This window comes from Klebsiella sp. 1SOBk10mer (genome assembly GCF_046602535.1).
Classification (GTDB): domain Bacteria; phylum Pseudomonadota; class Gammaproteobacteria; order Enterobacterales; family Enterobacteriaceae; genus Klebsiella; species Klebsiella quasipneumoniae.
Window position 1 is genome coordinate 874883 of sequence record NZ_JBKIUP010000001.1, and the last position, 20289, is coordinate 895171.

Consider the following 20289-nt stretch of genomic DNA (forward strand, 5'->3'; position numbering starts at 1 on the left):
TATTAAAGGCGGAAAACGAGTTCAAACGGCACGTCCGAATCGTATCAATGGCGAGATTCGCGCCCAGGAAGTTCGCTTAACAGGTCTGGAAGGTGAGCAGCTGGGTATTGTGAGTCTGAGAGAAGCTATCGAAAAGGCTGAAGAGGCTGGAGTAGATTTAGTTGAAATCAGCCCTAACGCCGAGCCGCCAGTTTGTCGTATCATGGACTACGGCAAGTTCCTTTATGAAAAGAGTAAGTCTTCTAAGGAACAGAAGAAGAAGCAGAAAGTTATCCAGGTTAAGGAAATTAAATTCCGCCCTGGTACTGATGAAGGTGACTATCAGGTAAAACTCCGCAGCCTGATTCGCTTTCTCGAAGATGGCGATAAGGCCAAAATCACGCTGCGTTTCCGCGGTCGTGAGATGGCCCACCAGCAGATCGGTATGGAAGTGCTTAACCGCGTGAAAGACGATCTGGTTGAACTGGCAGTAGTCGAATCCTTCCCAACGAAGATCGAAGGCCGCCAGATGATCATGGTGCTCGCTCCTAAGAAGAAACAGTAAGGCCATCAAGAAACATTTCCGGTGGGCTTCGGCTCACTGGTTTTGTTCGCCTTTGTTTCGTTTATTAACAATGCGAAGTGGAAGTTATTAAAATGCCAAAAATTAAGACCGTACGCGGTGCTGCTAAGCGCTTCAAAAAAACCGGTAAAGGTGGTTTTAAGCACAAGCACGCTAACCTGCGTCACATTCTGACTAAAAAAGCTACCAAGCGTAAACGTCACCTGCGTCCGAAAGCCATGGTTTCCAAAGGCGATCTGGGCCTGGTTATCGCGTGCCTGCCGTACGCATAAGTCGTTAACGTTTAACTTTTTTAACTTAGAATAGATACAGGAGAGCACACATGGCTCGCGTAAAACGTGGTGTAATTGCACGTGCACGTCACAAGAAAATTTTGAAACAAGCTAAAGGCTACTACGGTGCGCGTTCTCGCGTATACCGCGTTGCCTTCCAGGCTGTTATCAAAGCTGGTCAGTACGCTTACCGTGACCGTCGTCAACGTAAACGTCAGTTCCGTCAACTGTGGATTGCACGTATCAACGCAGCAGCACGTCAGAACGGTATTTCTTACAGCAAATTCATCAATGGCCTGAAAAAAGCCTCTGTTGAAATCGACCGTAAGATCCTGGCTGACATCGCCGTATTCGACAAAGTAGCGTTCACCGCTCTGGTCGAAAAAGCGAAAGCAGCTCTGGCATAAGCCAGTTGAAAGAGGGAGCTTGTCTCCCTCTTTTCGTTTCAACACCATCAATACATTGACTTTTATCGGCGCAGGCTTTTCAATACAGGTCTGACGTTTCTTACCAGACAAGGTAATGCAAGCATGAATGCTGCTATTTTCCGCTTCTTTTTTTACTTTAGCACCTGAACTCAGGAGGCTAGCGCGTGAAAGAAGAAACGGAAAACAGCGCCAGAAAGCCTCCCCTGTGGAGGCTTTTTTCGTATATGGATTCGGAATATTAATTTCACTATAACCGGTGTCTGCACCGACATAATGAGGAAAACCATGTCACATCTCGCAGAGCTGGTTGCCAGTGCCAAGGCAGCCATTAACGAGGCATCAGATGTTGCTGCGCTGGACAACGTCCGCGTGGAATACCTGGGTAAGAAAGGGCATCTGACCCTGCAAATGACCACCCTGCGTGAGTTGCCGCCGGAAGAGCGTCCGGCAGCCGGTGCGGTCATCAACGAAGCGAAAGAGCAGGTACAGCAGGCGCTGAATGCGCGCAAAGCCGAACTGGAAGGGGCGGCGCTGAATGCTCGTCTGGCTGCAGAGACCATCGACGTCTCGCTGCCGGGTCGCCGCATTGAAAATGGCGGCCTGCATCCGGTCACCCGCACCATCGACCGTATTGAAAGTTTCTTCGGTGAGCTCGGCTTTACCGTGGCGACGGGCCCGGAAATCGAAGATGATTACCACAACTTCGATGCGCTGAATATCCCGGGTCACCATCCGGCGCGCGCTGACCACGACACTTTCTGGTTCGATGCCACTCGCCTGCTGCGCACCCAGACCTCCGGCGTGCAGATCCGCACCATGGAAAACCAGCAGCCGCCGATCCGTATTATCGCGCCGGGACGCGTCTATCGTAACGACTACGATCAGACCCACACCCCGATGTTCCACCAGATGGAAGGTCTGATCGTTGATAAAAACATCAGCTTCACCAACCTGAAAGGAACCTTGCACGATTTCCTGAACAACTTCTTTGAAGAAGATCTGCAGGTACGCTTCCGTCCGTCTTACTTCCCCTTCACCGAACCGTCCGCGGAAGTCGACGTGATGGGTAAAAACGGCAAATGGCTGGAAGTGCTGGGCTGCGGGATGGTGCACCCGAACGTGCTGCGCAACGTGGGTATCGATCCGGAAGTGTATTCCGGCTTCGCCTTTGGCATGGGCATGGAGCGTCTGACCATGCTGCGCTATGGCGTCACCGATCTGCGCGCGTTCTTCGAAAACGATCTGCGTTTCCTCAAACAGTTTAAATAAGGGCAGGACAGAACAATGAAATTCAGTGAACTGTGGTTACGCGAGTGGGTTAACCCGGCGATCGACAGCGAAGCGCTTTCCGATCAGATCACCATGGCGGGCCTCGAAGTGGACGGCGTTGAGCCGGTTGCCGGCAGCTTCAACGGCGTCGTTGTTGGTGAAGTCGTGGAGTGCGGTCAGCACCCGAACGCCGACAAACTGCGCGTCACTAAAGTCAACGTCGGCGGCGAACGCCTACTGGACATCGTCTGCGGCGCGCCAAACTGCCGTCAGGGGCTGAAAGTCGCCGTGGCGACCATCGGCGCCGTGCTGCCGGGCGATTTTAAAATCAAGGCTGCGAAGCTGCGCGGCGAACCGTCAGAAGGGATGCTGTGCTCCTTCTCCGAGCTGGGCATTTCCGACGATCATAGCGGAATTATCGAGCTGCCGGCGGATGCGCCGATCGGTACCGATATTCGCGAATACCTTAAGCTAGACGATAACACCATCGAGATCAGCGTCACCCCGAACCGCGCCGACTGCCTGGGCATCATCGGCGTCGCGCGCGACGTGGCCGTGCTGAACAAGGCGCCGCTGAACGCGCCGGAAATCACCCCGGTTGCCGCCACCATTGACGATGTGCTGCCGATTCAGGTTGACGCCCCGCAGGCGTGCCCGCGCTATCTGGGCCGCGTGGTGAAAGGCATCAACGTCAAAGCGCCGACGCCGCTGTGGATGAAAGAGAAACTGCGCCGCTGCGGGATCCGCTCCATCGACGCGGTGGTTGACGTAACCAACTATGTGCTGCTTGAGCTGGGCCAGCCGATGCACGCCTTTGACCGTGACCGTATCGAAGGCGGGATCGTGGTGCGTATGGCGAAAGAGGGCGAAACCCTGGTCCTGCTTGATGGCTCCGAAGCGAAGCTCGACAGCGATACCCTGGTCATTGCTGACCACAACAAAGCGCTGGCAATGGGCGGGATCTTCGGCGGGGAGCACTCCGGCGTTAACGACGAAACCCAGAACGTGCTGCTGGAGTGTGCCTTCTTCAGCCCGCTGTCCATCACCGGCCGCGCGCGCCGTCACGGCCTGCACACCGATGCCTCTCATCGCTATGAGCGCGGCGTCGATCCGGCCCTGCAGTATAAAGCGCTGGAGCGCGCCACGCGTCTGCTGATCGACCTCTGCGGCGGCGAAGCCGGCCCGGTGATCGACGTGACCAACGAAGAGACTCTGCCAAAACGCGCCACCATCACTCTGCGTCGTAGCAAACTGGATCGCCTGATTGGCCACCATATCGACGACGCGCAGGTCACCGACATTCTGCAGCGCCTCGGCTGCGAAGTGACGGTGGGCGAAGGCGAATGGCAGGCGGTGGCCCCGAGCTGGCGTTTCGACATGGAGATCGAAGAGGATCTGGTCGAGGAAGTGGCTCGCGTTTATGGCTACAACAACATTCCTGATGAGCCGGTGCAGGCGGGTCTGATCATGGGTACCCACCGTGAAGCCGATCTGTCGCTGAAGCGCGTGAAAACGCTGCTGAATGACAAAGGCTATCAGGAAGTGATCACCTACAGCTTCGTCGACCCGAAAGTCCAGCAGCTGATCCACGCGGGTGAAGAGGCGCTGATTCTGCCAAGCCCGATATCCAGCGAAATGTCGGCGATGCGCCTGTCGCTGTGGACTGGCCTGCTGGGGACCGTGGTCTACAACCAGAACCGTCAGCAGAGCCGGGTACGCATCTTTGAGAGTGGTCTGCGCTTTGTGCCGGACACCAACGCGCCGCTGGGCATTCGTCAGGATGTGATGCTGGCCGGGGCCATCTGCGGCAACCGCTACGAAGAGCACTGGACACTGGCGAAAGAGACGGTCGATTTCTATGATCTGAAAGGCGATCTGGAAGCCGTTCTGGATTTAACCGGAAAATTAGCGGATATCGAATTCCGTGCTGAAGCGACCACCGCGCTGCATCCGGGGCAGTCCGCAGCGATTTATCTTAAAGGTGAACGCATTGGTTTCATTGGGGTTGTTCATCCTGAGCTGGAACGTAAACTGGATCTGAACGGTCGCACTCTGGTGTTTGAACTGGAGTGGAACAAGCTCGCAGACCGCGTGGTGCCTCAGGCGCGCGATATTTCCCGCTTCCCGGCGAACCGTCGCGACATCGCGGTACTGGTCGCGGAAAACGTGGCTGCCGCCGATGTTTTAGCCGAATGTAAGAAAGTTGGCGTAAATCAGGTAGTTGGCGTAAACTTATTTGACGTGTACCGTGGTAAAGGTGTGGCGGAAGGGTATAAGAGCCTTGCGATTAGCCTGATCCTGCAGGATACCAGCCGTACACTCGAAGAAGAGGAGATTGCCGCTACCGTTGCCAGATGTGTAGAGGCATTAAAAGAGCGATTCCAGGCATCATTGAGGGATTGAACCTATGGCGCTTACAAAAGCTGAAATGTCAGAATATCTGTTTGATAAGCTTGGGCTTAGCAAGCGGGATGCCAAAGAACTGGTCGAGTTGTTTTTCGAAGAGATCCGTCGTGCTCTGGAAAACGGAGAACAGGTCAAACTCTCCGGGTTCGGCAACTTCGATTTGCGGGATAAAAACCAACGCCCGGGACGTAACCCGAAGACGGGGGAGGATATTCCCATTACAGCCCGGCGCGTGGTGACCTTCAGACCCGGTCAGAAGCTGAAAAGCCGTGTCGAAAACGCGTCGCCTAAAGACAAATAATCTGAACTAATTAAAAAGGCCGCATCGCGGCCTTTTTCTTTTCTGTCGAAACTTACGCTTTAACGGCAGTGAGCATGATCTCCACCAGGATTTCTGGTCGCGCCATCTCCGCCTGCACGGCCGCTCGCGCCGGGCTATGGCCGTCCGGCATCCACTCCACCCACGCCTCATTGAACGCAGCAAAGTCACGTTCGATATTTTTCAGCCAGATCTGCGCGGAGAGAATGTGCCGCTTATCGCTCCCGGACTCTGCCAGCAGGGCGTCGATCTTCTCCAGCACTTCGCGGGTCTGCAAGGTGATCTCCTCCTCGTTGCTTTTCGGCGTCTGTCCGGAGAGGAACAGCAGATTGCCATACTCAACGCTGGCGGAAAGACGAGGTTGTGGATGATTGCGAATAATTGTCATGCGGTTTGTTTCCATGTGAGACCTTCTAAAGAAATGTCTGGCATCTGATTGTCGATTAACGCGCCCAGCACCACCGCGCTGCCGGCGGCGAGGGTAAAGCCGAGGCTTCCCTGGCCGAGGTTCATCCACAGGTTGGGGTAGCCGGCGCGTCCCAGCAGCGGTGGGCCGGCTGGCGTTGAGGGGCGCATGCCGGTCCAAGCTTCGGCCTTGTCCAACCCCTCGAGTTCGGGAAAGCTACGGGCGACGATGCTCTTCAGCGCCTGAATGCGGCTTTCGCGCAGTTCGTCGCCGTCGTAGCCGATGTCCACCATCGCTGCGATGCGCAACTGCTGGCCAAGGCGGGCATAGACAATTTTGTGCCCATAGTCGGTAACGCTGATGTCCGGCGCAATGCCCGTCTGTTGGGGATAGGGAAGGGTCAGGCTATACCCCTTCAGGGCGCAGAGCGGCACGCGAACGCCCAGATGTCCCAGCAGCGGGCCGCTGCCGTTTCCGGCGGCGACGACATACTCATCGCCGGTGATGCTCCCGCGGCTGGTCTCCAGGGCGCTGACGCGTCCGCCGCGCTTAGTGAGCTGCAGCACCTCACAGTGGGTCAGCAGGCTGAAGCGGCTGCTGGCGGTGAGCTTGTCGAGCAGCGCAAGGCAAAACTGATGGCAATCCGCCGTTTCATCCCCCGGCGAATAAATGCCGCCCTGTAGCGAAGGGCTGATATGTTTTAGCGCCGGCTCCAGCCGCAGGCAGGCTTCAGCATTCAGCACCTGCTGATATTGAGGATCTATCCCTTTTGCCGCTTTAGTAAAATCGTATTCCCGGCGATGGATAATTAATTTTCCGCTGCGTCGCCAGTGAAAATCGGCAAGCCTATCCTCTTCCCGCCACGACTGCATAACCTGCCGGCTGAGCAGCGACAGACGCAATATATGGTCGCCGTTTATTTTATTGGTCTGGCTATTACAGGCGCGCAGGAACTGCAGCAGCCAGCGCCACTGCTGAAAAGAGATATTGAGACGCATATTGAGCGGCGAATCGGCTTTACCCATCCATTTCATCCCCTGCAGGGGAACGCCGCTGTCGGCAAGGGGAGCGACGTAGCGGTAACTTAATTGTCCGCCGTTGGCAAAACTGGTGGCGCTGGCCGGTTCGCCATTGCGCTCCAGTAATTGCACCTGATGGCCGCGCTTAATCAGTTCCCAGGCCGTGGCCAGACCGACCACGCCGCCGCCGATAATGACAATGCGTTTGTTCATAACCCGATATATCCACCGCTGATCAATTTATCGGGTTATGTCAAAGCATTTACCCCAGCGGCGCAATTGACTTTTTATGGTCAGGGTATAACCGCAGGTTAATCTCCTTGAGCTGCTGGCGCAGGCGCTGGCAGAGAAAATCGACGAACTTTTGCGCCATCGGGCTCAGGGAAACGTCGGCCCGCCGTAACAGGCAGAGGTTAATCGCGATCGGCGGCGTAATGGGATGGATCATCTCGGGAGAAAGGTTGTGCTGGGCGGAAAAGATATCGGTAATGCTGCAGCCCATGCCGCGCTTCACGAACTCGGTGGCCATATAGTAGGTCTGGACGTTTAGCCGGGTAGTGGAAAAGTCGCGACGGGTGGCGATGGCGGCGGAGAGCGAGTGCGGCCCCGGCGAGATCCACCGCTGCTGGTCGATCTCGCTGATGTCCACCGCACCCTGACGATAATGACGGTCGATATATACCAGCGGCACTTCGGCAATCAGGGTGGTAAGGATCTCTCCCTGCTGCACCGGCTGCAGCGTCAGCGCTAAATCTATCTCGCGTAAATCCAGTTTTCTAACCAGCGTCTCGGTGTGTTCTGTGGTGAGCGTCATTACCAGGTTGCTGTTTTGTTGATAAAAATCGGTCACCAGCTCCGGTACCAGGCTTAACCCCAGGCTCAGCAGGCAGCCTAAGGTGATTTTAGCGCGCGGATCGCGGGCCAGGTTATCGGCCAGCAGGCGCAGGTTATCGAGGTCCTGATAAATAGTCTGCGCTTTTTCGAAAAGTGTGATCGCCTCGCTGGTCGGCAGCAGCTTGCCGCGCACCCGCTGAAAGAGGGTAAAGCCCAGCTTCAGCTCGGCGCTTTTTAACGCTTTGCTGGCCGCTGGCTGGGAGATATTGAGCGATTCCGCAGCCCGCGACAGAGAGCCGCAGGTCATGACGGCATAGAAGATTTCCAGATGACGCAGTTTCATGAACAGTTAACTCAGGGTTATAGCCTACCGATAAAAAGTCATTTTCTACTAACACTAAGTTAACATAAATTTAATCACCAATCAGCGCATTGGTTACATATTGTGCTGCTGGCCCCGCCTGATGGCGGAATAAAACGCTCTCAGAATCGTTTCCTTTGTACCCCACCAGACCCTCAGGCCGCGGCCAATAATGAAAAAGAGGGAGGATATTTTCTGAGCAGGCCCCAATACACCACCTGACCTTTACGGTCGGATTGATTGGCATTAAGGAGTGTTATGAGTGACTCAACGCTCGCAGGCAATACGCCTGTCAGACGAAATATCACGCGAAAAAACGTTATTACCGGTCTGTTATTGCTGCTGTTCGTGTTGATTGCGCTGTGGTGCCACGGTCGACCGGGCAGCGAGCTTGGCCTGCTGGGATTTACGCCGCTGGTGGCGTTAGCGATATTATCGCTGATCGGCGTCGATATTGTGCTGGCGGTCATCTCCTCGATTATTATCGCCATGATCATGACCTCAACCGGTCTGCCGGAAATGGGCGTGATGTTGGCGAAATCCACCGGGTCATTTATTGCCACCGTCGGGCTTATCATTATGCTCGGCGCCGGCGTGGGGGAGGTAGCCACCCGCACCGGCGCGGCGGTTGAGCTGGTGAAATTCGTGGTCCACCGTATTGGGCTGTCGAGCCAGACGCGGGTCAAGTTCGGCATTGTGGTGTCATCGATTTTAATTTGCGGTTCGCTGGGCACCATGGCCGGTGGCAACGCGATTATTGTCGCAGTGATTATCCCCGTAGCGGCGGCGGTACGCTTAACGCCGCCGACGGTGGCCGCGCTGATGATGACCGCCGGTTCCGTTGGACTCTTTACCGGGCCTTTCACCCCCAGCACCGTGACGATCCTCAGCCTTGGCGGACTGAGCTATCCGGATTATCTGCTGTATGTCGGCCTGCTGATGAGCGCCGTCACCCTGTTAGCCGGCTGGATCATGGCGGGACGGATCCAGAAGATGACCGAAGGCAAACTGTGCTATGAGGTCGATCTCTCGGAAAAGCCGCAAGAGGAACTTAACGCCGCGCAGCAGCGCCGGCGTAAATTAAGCGCGCTGGCTTTCGCCGCGACCATCATCGTGATGGCGGTAGTTGGAGTGGTGATTAAAGCCGGCTTTAGCTTTGCAATTATCGTCATGCTGCTGGTGGCGCTGATGACCGGGCTGGTGGGCGGCCTGCGGCCGACGCAGATCCTGCAGGCCCTCTATCACGGCTGCGGTCGTCTGGTGTGGATGTTTATTCTCTACTGGCTGTACAACCCGATCCTTGAGCTGATGGATGGCCTGCACGCCTATCAGGGGCTGCTGGAGTATACCCAGCCGTTGCTGGAGGGGATCTCCCCGGCCTGGCTGTGCTTTAGCATCTTCGCGTTCAATATTATCGGCCATGTGCCTGGCGCGGCGGTGGCCCAGATGACCTTTACTCATAAAATCTTTGGCCCAATGCTGATGGCCGCCGGCGTGCCGCCGCAGGGGACCACCGCGGTGCTGCTGGCCTCGTCTCAGGTGGACTGGTTCGGGCCGTTCCCCTCATCGGACATGTTCGGCCAGATGGGGCTGGCACAGTCTACTCATCTGAAATACATGCTCTATAACGGCTGGGCAATCGTGGTGGCGAACATCATTCTCTTCGCGCTGCTGTTTCAGATCCTGGTGTAAAGCGGGATGGTCGACGCGGGGGAGCCTCCTCCGCGTCGACGTTTGGCTGTGAGGTTTTCCTTTTCTCACCGCGACAGCCACCGTAAAATCAGCCTCTTGTTCCCAGTGCGTAATGGAATCTATGCTGACTCTCGCCCATCTCCAACAGCGCCGCAGCCGGCGTTGGCTCTTTGGTTTAACGCTGTTGCTGCTGGTCACCCTGCTGATCAGTCTGTGCGCGGGGGATCAATGGATCCCGCCCGGTGAGTGGTTCAGCGCCAAGGGGCATCTGTTTATCTGGCAGATCCGCCTGCCGCGGACCCTGGCGGTGCTGCTGGTGGGGGCGGCGCTGGCGCTCTCCGGGGCGATAATGCAGGCGCTGTTTGAAAATCCGCTGGCGGAACCGGGTCTGCTGGGCGTCTCCAACGGCGCGGGCGTCGGGCTGATTGCCGCCGTCCTGTTGGGCAAAGGCCTGTTACCAGGCTGGGCGCTTGGGCTGTGCGCGATCCTCGGCGCGCTGCTGATCACCTTTATTCTGCTGCGTTTCGCCCGCCGCCATCTTTCCACCAGCCGTCTGCTGCTGGCGGGGGTGGCGCTGGGCATCATCTGCAGCGCCCTGATGACCTGGGCGGTGTACTTCTCCACCTCTTTTGACCTGCGGCAGCTGATGTACTGGATGATGGGCGGGTTTGGCGGCGTCGACTGGCAGCAGCTGTGGCTGATGATAGCCCTCCTGCCGGTACTCTGCTGGGTCTGTCTGCAGTCACAACCCCTGAATTTACTGGCGCTGGGCGAAGTCTCCGCCCGTCAGCTCGGGCTGCCGCTGTGGCTGTGGCGCAAGCTGCTGGTGGTGGCGACCGGCTGGATGGTCGGCGTGAGCGTGGCGCTGGCGGGGGCGATTGGCTTTATCGGCCTGGTGATCCCACACATTCTGCGGCTGTGCGGCTTGAGCGATCACCGGGTGTTGCTCCCGGCCTGCATGCTGGCGGGGGCAAGCGCTTTGCTGGGGGCGGATATTATCGCCCGGCTGGCGCTTTCCGCCGCTGAGCTGCCGATTGGCGTGGTGACGGCGACGCTGGGCGCGCCGGTCTTTATCTGGTTGCTGCTGCGCTCGCGGTGACGGGGATAGCGCGACGCCGTCTGCAGGGACGGCGCCGGCTCGGGCTTACCAGCCTTTGATCGCGTCGCCTTTGTAGACTTCCTTCGCTTTTTCCGCGACTTCACTGGTCTGGAAGGCGGCTTTCAGTTCCTGAATTTTCTTGCTGTCCTTGTTATCCTCGCGGGCGACGATCGCATTCACGTAAGGGGAATCCGGTCCCTCCATGAACAGACCGTCGCGGGCGGCCGACAGGCCGGCCTGGGCGGAGAAGTTGGTGTTAATGATTGACAGGCTGACGTTCGGGTCATCCAGAGTACGAGTCAGCTGCGGGGTATCCACCTCCACAATTTTCAGCTGTTTTGGGTTGTCGATGATATCCAGCGTGGTGGGTAAATAGCCGACGCCCGGTTTCAGCTTGAGCAGTCCCTGCGCCTGAAGCAGCAGCAGGCTGCGGCCCAGGGTGGTGGTTTCATTAGAGATGGTCACTGTCGCCCCCTCAGGGAGCTCGCTGATATTTTTGATACGATGTGAATAGGCGGCGATAGGGAAGACAAAGGTTTTACCCACCACCGCGAATTTATAGCCGCGCTCCTTCGACTGCGCCTCAAGGTAAGGCAGGGTCTGGAAGGCGTTGGCATCCACATCTTTGTTGTTCAGCGCTTCGTTAGGCAGCACGTAATCATTGAAGGAGACCACTTCGACGTCGAGGTGATATTTATCCTTCGCTACCTGCTCCACTACTTTCCAGATGGCTTCGTCCGGCCCGGTATTGATAGCGACTTTCACTTTATTATCTTCATCCGGAGAGCAGGCGCTCAGCAGGGCGACAGAGGCGGCGATTAACGCCAGGCTAAACAACTTCTTCATCAATAAAACTCTCTTAAATTAACAAGTAACAAAACCATATTACATTCATGGAACACTGTACACGGAAATGGTTGCCTGCCCAATTGAGAGGATTTCATGTTGCCGACGGGCAGCGAAGCGCTGTTACATCATGCGACAACTCGCGGGGATTGGCAGTAGAATGGCGGGCGCTGAATCCGCTACAGTAGATAGGGATCACCTTCACCGGAAACCGGTTTATCCATTGAGGACAGGCTATGCAACATGACATTCTGAATACCGAAGTGACGACCATTGATGGCGAGAAAACCACCCTGGCATCCTTTGCCGGCAAGGTGCTGCTGATCGTCAATGTGGCCTCCAAATGCGGCCTGACGCCGCAGTATGAGCAACTGGAGGACCTGCAAAAGCAGTTTGCCGGCGAGGGCTTCAGCGTCCTGGGCTTCCCCTGCAACCAGTTCCTCGGCCAGGAGCCGGGCAGTGAAGAAGAGATTAAGACCTTCTGCAGCACCACCTACGGCGTCACCTTCCCGCTGTTCAGCAAGATTGACGTCAACGGCGAACATCGCGCGCCGCTCTATCAAAAGCTGGTTGCTGCCGCGCCGAAGGCGGTGGCCCCGGAAGGCAGCGGTTTTTATGAGCGGATGGCCAGCAAGGGCCGGGCGCCGCTGTACGTGGACGACATTCTGTGGAATTTCGAAAAATTCCTCGTCGATCGCCAGGGCAACGTCATTCAGCGCTTCTCTCCGGACATGACGCCGGACGATCCGCAGCTGGTGGCGGCGATTAAAGGAGCGCTGGCGAAATAATGTCGTTTCTGATGCAGCTACAGGATGTAGAAGCGGCGGGGCGTTTGGCCCCGTTTTCTGCGGCCTTTCGCGCCGGGGAGATCGTCCACCTGGTGGGGCCTAACGGCGCAGGGAAGAGCACGCTGCTGGCCCGCATGGCGGGACTGTCCGACGGCCCCGGTACGATTCATTTTAACGGACGACGGCTTGACGAGTGGCCGGCGACGGAGCTGGCGCGCCGTCGCGGATATCTGTGTCAACACCAGACCCCGCCGTTCGCCATGCCGGTGTGGCACTACCTGGCGCTGCATATGCAGCAGCAGGGTGATAGCGCCCGTCTGAGCGATATCGCGGCCCGGCTTGGTCTGGACAATAAGCTGGGCCGTCCGGTCAATCAGCTGTCGGGCGGCGAGTGGCAGCGCGTGCGGCTGGCGGCAGTGATCCTGCAGATCGATCCCTTAAGCAATCCCGTGGGTCAACTGCTGCTGCTGGATGAGCCGATGAACAGTCTGGATGTGGCCCAGCAGGCGGCGCTGGATCGGCTGTTACGCGAGCTAAGCGCGGCGGGAATTGCGGTGGTGATGAGCAGTCACGATCTCAACCACACTTTGCGCCATGCCGGACAGAGCTGGCTGCTCTGCCAGGGGGAAGCCATCGCCTGCGGGGAGACCGCCGAGGTGCTGAATGAGGAAAATTTAACCGCCGCCTATGCGATCCCGTTCCAGCGCGTGGAGGTGGCCGGTCATATTATGCTCATCGCGTCACAGTAGCACGCAGTTATCTTGTCACTATATTGATAAACAAGCTAAATTATTGCGATAAAGAGACTAGGGACAGAGGGATCATCTGAAATGCGCTTCTGGTTCATGTTGGCGGCGGCGTTAATTTTAGCCGGCTGCAGCAGCCATCGGGCACCGCCGCCGAATCCTCGGCTGGCTGACTCCATTACGGTGGTGGCGAATCTGAACGAGCAGCTGCGCAGCTGGCGCGGCGCACCGTATCGCTACGGCGGCATGACGCCGCGCGGCGTCGACTGCTCCGGCTTTGTGGTGCGCACGTTTCGCGATAAATTTGCCCTCCAGCTGCCGCGCGAAACCCGCGAGCAGGCGGAAATCGGTACCCGGATTGATAAGCGCGATCTGCTGCCTGGCGATCTGGTGTTCTTCAAAACCGGCTCAGGCGAAAGCGGCCTGCACGTCGGCATCTACGATACCGATAACCAGTTTATACATGCCTCCACCAGTCAGGGCGTCACCCGTTCCTCGCTGGATAACGTCTACTGGAACAAAAAGTTCTGGCAGGCGCGGCGTATCTGACGTCATTCAGCGGCCTGAGGGAAGCGAGCGCTTCCCTTTTTTATGCCGATAACCCTGCACTCCGCCCGTGTTAATCCGCTGTTCCAGGCACTACACTGGAGAGAGGAGGAACCATGACCCTTTCTTTTACCACCCACTGGCGGGATGAACTGCCGGACTTTTACACTTCCCTGTCACCAACGCCGCTGGATAACGCCCGACTCATCTGGCGCAACGCCCCGCTGGCGCAACAGCTGGGCGTCCCTGACGCGCTGTTTGCGCCTGAAAACGGGGCCGGCGTCTGGGGCGGGGAAGCGCTGCTCCCGGGCATGTCCCCGCTGGCGCAGGTATACAGCGGCCATCAGTTTGGCGCCTGGGCCGGCCAGCTGGGCGACGGCCGCGGGATCCTGCTCGGCGAGCAGCAGCTGGCGGATGGCCGTCGTTACGACTGGCATCTGAAAGGCGCCGGCCTGACCCCCTATTCGCGGATGGGAGACGGCCGCGCCGTGCTGCGCTCGACGATCCGGGAAAGTCTGGCGTCAGAGGCGATGCACGCCCTGGGGATCCCGACGACGCACGCCCTGGCGATGGTGACCAGCGATACGCCGGTCTACCGCGAGCGCGTGGAGCCTGGCGCGATGCTGATGCGGGTGGCCGAGAGCCATGTCCGCTTTGGCCATTTCGAACATTTTTACTATCGTCGCGAGCCGCAGAAGGTCCAGCAGCTGGCCGACTATGTCATTCGCCACCACTGGCCGCAGCTGCAGGATGAGGCGGACAAGTACCTGTTATGGTTCCGTGACGTTGTCACGCGTACCGCGCAGACCATCGCCAGCTGGCAAACCGTGGGCTTTGCCCATGGGGTGATGAATACCGACAACATGTCGATTCTCGGTTTGACCATCGACTACGGCCCGTATGGCTTCCTTGACGATTTTCAGCCGGACTTCATCTGCAACCACTCCGACTATCAGGGGCGCTACAGTTTTGAAAACCAGCCGGCGGTGGGGCTGTGGAATCTGCAGCGTCTGGCCCAGTCGCTGTCGCCGTTTATCAGCGCCGAAGCGCTGAATGCGACGCTGGATGAGTATCAGCACGCCTTGCTGACCGCCTATGGCCAGCGGATGCGCGACAAGCTTGGCCTGTTCAGCCAGCAGAAAGGGGATAACGACCTGCTCGACGGTCTGTTTGCCCTGATGATCCGCGAGAGAAGCGACTATACCCGAACGTTCCGCCTGCTGAGCCACAGCGAACAGCTCAGCGCCGCCTCGCCGCTGCGCGACGAGTTTATCGACCGTGCAGCTTTCGACAGCTGGTTCGCCGGATATCGCGCGCGGCTGCGTGATGAACAGGTGGGGGATGCCCAGCGCCAGCAGCGGATGCAGGGCGTCAACCCGGCGCTGGTATTACGTAACTGGCTGGCGCAGCGGGCGATCGAGCAGGCTGAGGCTGGCGATATGGGGGAGCTGGAGCGTCTGCATGCCGCGCTGGCCGATCCCTTCACCGATCGCGAGGACGACTACGTCCGCCGGCCGCCGGACTGGGGGAAACGTCTGGAAGTCAGCTGCTCGAGCTAACTCACCTCGCCCCGCGCACCGCGGGGCGACTATTTGGTCAGGATCAACTTCCCGGCGTGGGTCTGGCGCAGCAGATAGCGCTGGCCGCCATGCTCAATGACTACCCGTCCTTCGCTGCCTAACAGAACCCGACTGCTGATCTGTCTGTCCGTCGCCACGGGATAGGGGGCATTGTCTTTTGGTTTTTCAGCTGTGGCAGTGTTATCCATACGCGTCATAGCTCTCAAAATAAAAATCAAAGCAACAATGATAATCATTATCAATAATGTTGTTTTTGACGGCAAGCGTTATTTATCGTGTTACCGAATTTGGTAGGGAATGTCAGAAGGGGTTCGCCCACCGCATGCGCGGTGGGCGGAGCGGTCACAGACGGGTGGCCGTGGCGGCCGCCAGCTCACTCAATAAACGTTCGCTGTCTTCCCAGCTCAGGCAGGGATCGGTGATCGACTGGCCCCAGGCCAGCGGCTGGCCGGGAACCACTTTCTGGGTCCCTTCCTGCAGGAAGCTCTCCGCCATAATGCCGGCGATGGCGGTAGAGCCCGCGCGAATTTGCTGACAGATATCGGCGCACACCTCCAGCTGACGGCGATGCTGCTTCTGGCAGTTGCCATGGCTGAAGTCGACCACCAGCTGCTCCGGCAGATCGAATTCCCGCAGCGCCTCGCCGGCGGCGGCGATGTCCTCGGCGTGATAGTTCGGCCGTTTGCCGCCGCGCATAATGATATGCCCGAACGGGTTGCCGCTGGTCTGGTAAATCGTCATCTGCCCCTGCTTGTCCGGGGAGAGGAACATATGGCTGGCGCGGGAGGCGCGGATGGCGTCCACGGCGATGCGCGTATTGCCGTCGGTGCCGTTTTTAAACCCGACCGGGCAGGAGAGCGCCGAAGCCATTTCACGGTGGATCTGACTTTCAGTGGTGCGCGCCCCGATGGCTCCCCAGCTGATGAGATCGGCGATAAACTGACCGGTCACCATATCGAGAAACTCGGTGGCCGTCGGCACCCCCAGCTCATTGACCTGCAGCAGCAGGCGCCGTGCCAGCTCAATCCCGTGGTTGACCCGGTAGCTGCCGTTGAGGTCCGGATCGGAGATTAAGCCTTTCCAGCCCACCACAGTACGGGGTTTTTCAAAGTAGGTGCGCATCACGATCTCCAGCTGCGGCTGGTAGCGCTCGCGCATGGTCTGCAGGCGGCGGGCATACTCCATCGCCGCGTCGGTGTCGTGAATGGAGCAGGGGCCGATAATCACCAGCAGGCGGCGGTCTTCGCCGTTGAGGATTTTTTCAATTCGGCGACGGGAGGCCGAGACGTGGGCGGCCACGTCGGCCGTAACGGGATGGCGCTGGGCCAGCTCCGCGGGCGTTACCAGGCTTTCAATGCGCGCGGTACGCAATTCGTCTGTTTTATTCATTGGGGTCTCAAAAATCTGTTTCTTCGCCAGCGAAAATGCCGGGAAGTGATGCGCATCACGATAAACCAATCCCTGCTTATTGCAAGAGCAGGGCATGATCCTGTATAGGCCACGGGTGATAGCATAAACAAATTTTTAATAATGTACTAGTGTATTAGTACATCCTGCGATTCAGCCCCATGATGTCCATGATTTTTGTCGCTATTTCCTCAACGGAATAGTTGGTGCTGTTCAGGCAGGGGATTTTATTCTTGCGATACAGCGCCTCCACTTCGGTCACTTCCATCCGACACTGGCGCAGCGAGGCGTAGCGGCTGTTCTCCCGGCGCTCCTCGCGGATCGCCGCCAGACGTTCCGGATTGATGGTCAGGCCGAACATCTTATGCTGCAGGGGTTTCAGCGAGGCCGGCAGAACCAGATTGTCCATATCGTCGGCGATAAACGGATAGTTGGCGGCGCGAATGCCGTACTGCATGGCGAGGTACAGACTGGTGGGCGTCTTGCCGCAGCGCGACACGCCGAGGAGGATCACCTGCGCCTGGTCAAGGTTGCGCAGCGAGATGCCATCGTCATGGGCGAGGGTGTAATCGATGGCGGCGATACGCGCATCGTATTTGATCAGGTTCCCGGGGTTCAGGCCGTGGGTGCGGTGCGCCACCGGGGTCGGGTCGAGGTTGAGCTCCTGCTGCAGCGGGGCCACCAGCGCCTGAACGATATCCTGACAAAAGCCCTCGCTTTGCAGAATGATATCGCGGATCTCCGGAATGACGATGGAATAGAACACCAGCGGGCGGATGCCCGTTTGCTGATAAATCGCGTCAATCTGCTCTTTCACCGCCCGCGCACGGCTGATATTTTCCACAAACGGCAGGGTCACGCTGCTGATGGCGACCGGGAATTGCGACATGACGGCATGTCCCAGCACCTCCGCCGTAATGGCGGTACCGTCAGAAATATAAAATACGTGGCGATCTACAGCACTTTCCATTTTGACCATCCGGTATAATGAGTTTAATTGCCTGAAAGCGGATATTAAATTTAAGCATATCCCTGTTTGATTTGTCTCTTGTTAAAATTGAAACACTATTTTTGTTTTTTATGAAAAGGGTGGTTCATTTTCTTTTTTTTGCCGTTATTTCCAGCGTTTCTCGTCATAATTCCTAAAAATCATCAAGTTATCTATATCAGAGGAACAGTCCGAAAAAAGAAAAAATAATTTGCTTGAACGATTCACCGTTTTTTTCAGCACCATAAATATGTCAGGATAATCTTGCAGTCGATCGTGAAATTTTTTTCACTGGTATTAAATCACAAAAGGATTGTCTCGATGTCCAACAATGGCTCGTCACCGCTGGTGCTTTGGTATAACCAACTCGGCATGAATGATGTAGACAGAGTTGGGGGCAAAAATGCCTCCCTTGGTGAAATGATTACGAATCTGTCCGGTATGGGTGTTTCCGTACCTAACGGGTTTGCCACCACCGCTGATGCTTTCAACCAGTTCCTGGACCAAAGCGGTGTTAACCAGCGCATCTATGCGCTGCTGGATGAAACCGACATTGACGACGTTTCCGCATTAGCGAAAGCGGGCGCGCAGATCCGACAGTGGATCATCGATACCCCCTTCCAGAGCGAACTGGAAAACGCGATTCGCGATGCTTATGACCTGCTGTCCGCCGATGACGCCGAGGCCTCATTCGCCGTGCGCTCTTCCGCCACCGCGGAAGATATGCCGGATGCCTCCTTCGCCGGGCAGCAAGAGACATTCCTCAACGTGCAGGGCTTTGACGCCGTGCTCGTTGCCGTGAAGCACGTATTTGCTTCACTGTTTAACGATCGCGCGATCTCCTATCGCGTGCATCAGGGTTACGATCATCGCGGCGTGGCGCTCTCCGCCGGGGTGCAGAGGATGGTCCGCTCCGATCTGGCCTCCTCCGGCGTCATGTTCTCCATCGATACCGAATCGGGCTTTGACCAGGTGGTGTTTATCACCTCGGCGTGGGGTCTGGGCGAGATGGTGGTGCAGGGCGCGGTGAACCCGGACGAATTCTACGTCCACAAACCGACGCTGGCCGCTGGCCGCCCGGCGATCGTGCGCCGCACTATGGGCTCGAAAAAGATCCGCATGGTTTACGCGCCGACCCAGGAGCACGGCAAGCAGGTGCGTATCGAAGATGTGCCGCAGGCGCAGCGCGATATCTTCTCGTTAACCAACGAGGAGGTGCAGGAGCTGGCGAAGCAGGCGGTGCAGATCGAGAAGCACTACGGCCGTCCGATGGATATCGAGTGGGCGAAAGATGGCCACACAGGTAAGCTGTTTATCGTCCAGGCGCGTCCGGAAACCGTGCGTTCCCGCGGCCAGGTGATGGAGCGTTATACCCTCCACGCTCAGGGGCAGATCATCGCCGAAGGGCGCGCCATCGGCCATCGCATTGGCGCCGGTCCGGTGAAGGTGATCCACGATATCAGCGAGATGAACCGCATTGAGCCGGGCGACGTGCTGGTTACCGATATGACCGACCCGGACTGGGAACCGATCATGAAGAAAGCCTCGGCGATCGTCACCAACCGCGGCGGCCGTACCTGCCACGCGGCGATCATCGCCCGTGAGCTGGGTATTCCGGCGGTGGTCGGCTGCGGCGATGCCACCGATCGCATTCAGGAAAACCAGAACGTGACCGTCTCCTGCGCCGAAGGCGATACCGGCTATGTCTACGCCGAGCTGCTCGACTTCAGCGTCAAGAGCTCCAGCGTCGGCGACATGCCGGATCTGCCGCTGAAGGTGATGATGAACGTTGGCAACCCGGATCGCGCCTTCGACTTCGCCTGCCTGCCGAACGAAGGCGTGGGTCTGGCGCGGCTGGAGTTTATCATCAACCGCATGATTGGCGTGCACCCGCGCGCGCTGCTGGAGTTTGACGACCAGGAGCCGGGCCTGCAGAACGAAATCCGCGAGCTGATGAAAGGCTACGATTCGCCGAGAGAGTTCTACGTTGGCCGCCTGACCGAAGGGATCGCCACCCTCGGTGCCGCTTTCTATCCGAAACGGGTGATCGTGCGTCTGTCGGACTTCAAGTCGAACGAATACGCCAACCTGGTAGGCGGCGAGCGCTATGAGCCGGAAGAGGAGAACCCGATGCTCGGCTTCCGCGGTGCCGGACGCTACGTTTCCGAAAGCTTCCGCGACTGCTTCGCGCTGGAATGTGAAGCCATGAAGCGCGTGCGTAACGACATGGGGCTGACCAACGTTGAAGTGATGGTGCCGTTCGTCCGTACCGTTGCCCAGGCGAAAGCGGTGGTCGAAGAGCTGGAGCGTCAGGGGCTGAAGCGCGGCGAGAACGGGCTGAAGATCATTATGATGTGCGAGATCCCGTCGAACGCATTGCTGGCGGAGCAGTTCCTCGAATACTTCGACGGCTTCTCCATCGGTTCGAACGACATGACCCAGCTGGCGCTCGGTCTGGACCGCGACTCCGGCGTGGTCTCTGAGCTGTTTGATGAACGCAACGACGCGGTGAAAGCCCTGCTGTCGATGGCGATCCGCGCCGCGAAGCAGCAGGGTAAATACGTCGGCATCTGCGGCCAGGGGCCGTCTGACCATGAAGATTTTGCCGCCTGGCTGATGGAGGAGGGGATCGATAGCCTGTCCCTCAACCCGGACACCGTGGTGCAAACCTGGTTAGGTCTGGCGGAACTGAATAAATAAGTTCGCCCTGACAACACCGAT

22 protein-coding genes and 1 other annotated feature are annotated in these 20289 nt (G+C 57.7%); of the genes, 14 read left to right on the forward strand and 8 right to left on the reverse strand.

Annotated elements, in window-relative coordinates; all coding sequences use genetic code 11:
• The first annotated feature begins 1 nt into the window (after position 1).
• The 7 genes from infC to ihfA all read left to right on the forward strand — a co-directional run bounded on the left by infC (position 2) and on the right by ihfA (position 5238).
• Positions 2–544 (forward strand): translation initiation factor IF-3, encoded by a 543-nt coding sequence (infC, locus tag ACLH1I_RS04185; RefSeq protein ID WP_004189469.1) that lies wholly within the window; start codon positions 2–4, stop codon positions 542–544.
• A gap of 92 nt (positions 545–636) precedes the next feature.
• Positions 637–834 carry a 50S ribosomal protein L35 gene (gene rpmI / locus ACLH1I_RS04190; RefSeq protein ID WP_001124225.1) on the forward strand — a complete coding sequence of 66 codons (198 nt, stop codon included), beginning with the start codon at positions 637–639 and terminating at the stop codon, positions 832–834.
• A 50-nt stretch (positions 835–884) separates the two neighbouring features.
• The gene (gene rplT / locus ACLH1I_RS04195; RefSeq protein ID WP_000124850.1) at positions 885–1241 is read left to right on the forward strand and encodes a 50S ribosomal protein L20; all 357 of its coding nucleotides are present in this window, start codon (positions 885–887) and stop codon (positions 1239–1241) included.
• A gap of 118 nt (positions 1242–1359) precedes the next feature.
• Positions 1360–1484, forward strand: a sequence feature (Phe leader region).
• Positions 1365–1409, forward strand: coding sequence for a pheST operon leader peptide PheM (gene pheM, locus ACLH1I_RS04200; protein WP_001386830.1), 45 nt, complete (start codon positions 1365–1367; stop codon positions 1407–1409). Its footprint overlaps the feature before it by 45 nt.
• A 63-nt stretch (positions 1485–1547) precedes the next feature.
• Positions 1548–2531 (forward strand): phenylalanine--tRNA ligase subunit alpha, encoded by a 984-nt coding sequence (pheS, locus tag ACLH1I_RS04205; RefSeq protein ID WP_002909105.1) that lies wholly within the window; start codon positions 1548–1550, stop codon positions 2529–2531.
• 15 nt (positions 2532–2546) lie between these two features.
• Positions 2547–4934 carry a phenylalanine--tRNA ligase subunit beta gene (gene pheT / locus ACLH1I_RS04210; RefSeq protein WP_017900778.1) on the forward strand — a complete coding sequence of 796 codons (2388 nt, stop codon included), beginning with the start codon at positions 2547–2549 and terminating at the stop codon, positions 4932–4934.
• 4 nt (positions 4935–4938) lie between these two features.
• Positions 4939–5238: an integration host factor subunit alpha gene (ihfA, locus tag ACLH1I_RS04215; protein ID WP_002909098.1), complete on the forward strand. Its 300-nt coding sequence runs from the start codon at positions 4939–4941 to the stop codon at positions 5236–5238.
• 52 nt (positions 5239–5290) lie between these two features.
• On the opposite strand, the gene ACLH1I_RS04220 is transcribed toward ihfA, so the two are convergent.
• From ACLH1I_RS04220 to ACLH1I_RS04230, 3 genes are read right to left on the reverse strand one after another with little or no spacing between them, the layout of a single operon-like run.
• The gene (locus tag ACLH1I_RS04220; protein WP_004203134.1) at positions 5291–5644 is read right to left on the reverse strand and encodes a RidA family protein; all 354 of its coding nucleotides are present in this window, start codon (positions 5642–5644) and stop codon (positions 5291–5293) included.
• Positions 5641–6906 carry a D-amino acid dehydrogenase gene (locus ACLH1I_RS04225; protein WP_322966467.1) on the reverse strand — a complete coding sequence of 422 codons (1266 nt, stop codon included), beginning with the start codon at positions 6904–6906 and terminating at the stop codon, positions 5641–5643. The genes ACLH1I_RS04220 and ACLH1I_RS04225 overlap by 4 nt, the downstream gene beginning before the upstream one ends.
• A 37-nt stretch (positions 6907–6943) precedes the next feature.
• Positions 6944–7858 (reverse strand): LysR family transcriptional regulator, encoded by a 915-nt coding sequence (locus ACLH1I_RS04230; protein WP_411302708.1) that lies wholly within the window; start codon positions 7856–7858, stop codon positions 6944–6946.
• A 276-nt stretch (positions 7859–8134) separates the two neighbouring features.
• Between ACLH1I_RS04230 and ACLH1I_RS04235 the strand changes: the two genes are divergently transcribed.
• Complete coding sequence (locus ACLH1I_RS04235) at positions 8135–9568, forward strand: gluconate:proton symporter (RefSeq protein WP_198079675.1); 1434 nt, start codon at positions 8135–8137, stop codon at positions 9566–9568.
• A gap of 121 nt (positions 9569–9689) precedes the next feature.
• A complete protein-coding gene (gene btuC, locus ACLH1I_RS04240) occupies positions 9690–10667 on the forward strand; it encodes a vitamin B12 ABC transporter permease BtuC (protein WP_032456262.1) in 978 nt (325 codons plus the stop codon).
• Positions 10668–10712: 45 nt separating this feature from the next.
• Here btuC and ACLH1I_RS04245 read toward each other — a convergent pair whose 3' ends face one another.
• Positions 10713–11513 carry a MetQ/NlpA family ABC transporter substrate-binding protein gene (locus tag ACLH1I_RS04245; protein WP_004203125.1) on the reverse strand — a complete coding sequence of 267 codons (801 nt, stop codon included), beginning with the start codon at positions 11511–11513 and terminating at the stop codon, positions 10713–10715.
• A 236-nt stretch (positions 11514–11749) separates the two neighbouring features.
• On the opposite strand from ACLH1I_RS04245, the gene ACLH1I_RS04250 reads away from it, so the two are divergent.
• The 4 genes from ACLH1I_RS04250 (at position 11750) to selO (ending at position 15152) form a co-directional block, all read left to right on the forward strand.
• The gene (locus ACLH1I_RS04250; RefSeq protein ID WP_004203124.1) at positions 11750–12301 is read left to right on the forward strand and encodes a glutathione peroxidase; all 552 of its coding nucleotides are present in this window, start codon (positions 11750–11752) and stop codon (positions 12299–12301) included.
• Positions 12301–13050 (forward strand): vitamin B12 ABC transporter ATP-binding protein BtuD, encoded by a 750-nt coding sequence (gene btuD, locus ACLH1I_RS04255; protein ID WP_017900780.1) that lies wholly within the window; start codon positions 12301–12303, stop codon positions 13048–13050. The genes ACLH1I_RS04250 and btuD overlap by 1 nt, the downstream gene beginning before the upstream one ends.
• A gap of 81 nt (positions 13051–13131) precedes the next feature.
• Positions 13132–13596, forward strand: coding sequence for an NlpC/P60 family protein (locus tag ACLH1I_RS04260; protein WP_002909082.1), 465 nt, complete (start codon positions 13132–13134; stop codon positions 13594–13596).
• Positions 13597–13709: 113 nt separating this feature from the next.
• Positions 13710–15152 carry a protein adenylyltransferase SelO gene (gene selO / locus ACLH1I_RS04265; protein ID WP_151628717.1) on the forward strand — a complete coding sequence of 481 codons (1443 nt, stop codon included), beginning with the start codon at positions 13710–13712 and terminating at the stop codon, positions 15150–15152.
• Positions 15153–15181: 29 nt separating this feature from the next.
• Here selO and hemP read toward each other — a convergent pair whose 3' ends face one another.
• From hemP to ACLH1I_RS04285, 4 genes are all read right to left on the reverse strand, one after another.
• Complete coding sequence (gene hemP / locus ACLH1I_RS04270) at positions 15182–15361, reverse strand: hemin uptake protein HemP (protein WP_023290103.1); 180 nt, start codon at positions 15359–15361, stop codon at positions 15182–15184.
• A gap of 154 nt (positions 15362–15515) precedes the next feature.
• Positions 15516–16562 (reverse strand): 3-deoxy-7-phosphoheptulonate synthase AroH, encoded by a 1047-nt coding sequence (gene aroH, locus ACLH1I_RS04275; RefSeq protein WP_004203118.1) that lies wholly within the window; start codon positions 16560–16562, stop codon positions 15516–15518.
• A 154-nt stretch (positions 16563–16716) separates the two neighbouring features.
• On the reverse strand, positions 16717–17550 hold the full coding sequence (locus ACLH1I_RS04280) for a pyruvate, water dikinase regulatory protein (RefSeq protein WP_002909061.1): 834 nt from the start codon (positions 17548–17550) through the stop codon (positions 16717–16719).
• Positions 17551–17694: 144 nt separating this feature from the next.
• Positions 17695–17814, reverse strand: a complete 120-nt coding sequence (locus ACLH1I_RS04285; RefSeq protein ID WP_004203117.1) for a hypothetical protein — start codon at positions 17812–17814, stop codon at positions 17695–17697.
• A 75-nt stretch (positions 17815–17889) separates the two neighbouring features.
• Between ACLH1I_RS04285 and ppsA the strand changes: the two genes are divergently transcribed.
• A complete protein-coding gene (gene ppsA, locus ACLH1I_RS04290; protein ID WP_004203115.1) occupies positions 17890–20268 on the forward strand; it encodes a phosphoenolpyruvate synthase in 2379 nt (792 codons plus the stop codon).
• Positions 20269–20289: the final 21 nt, after the last annotated feature.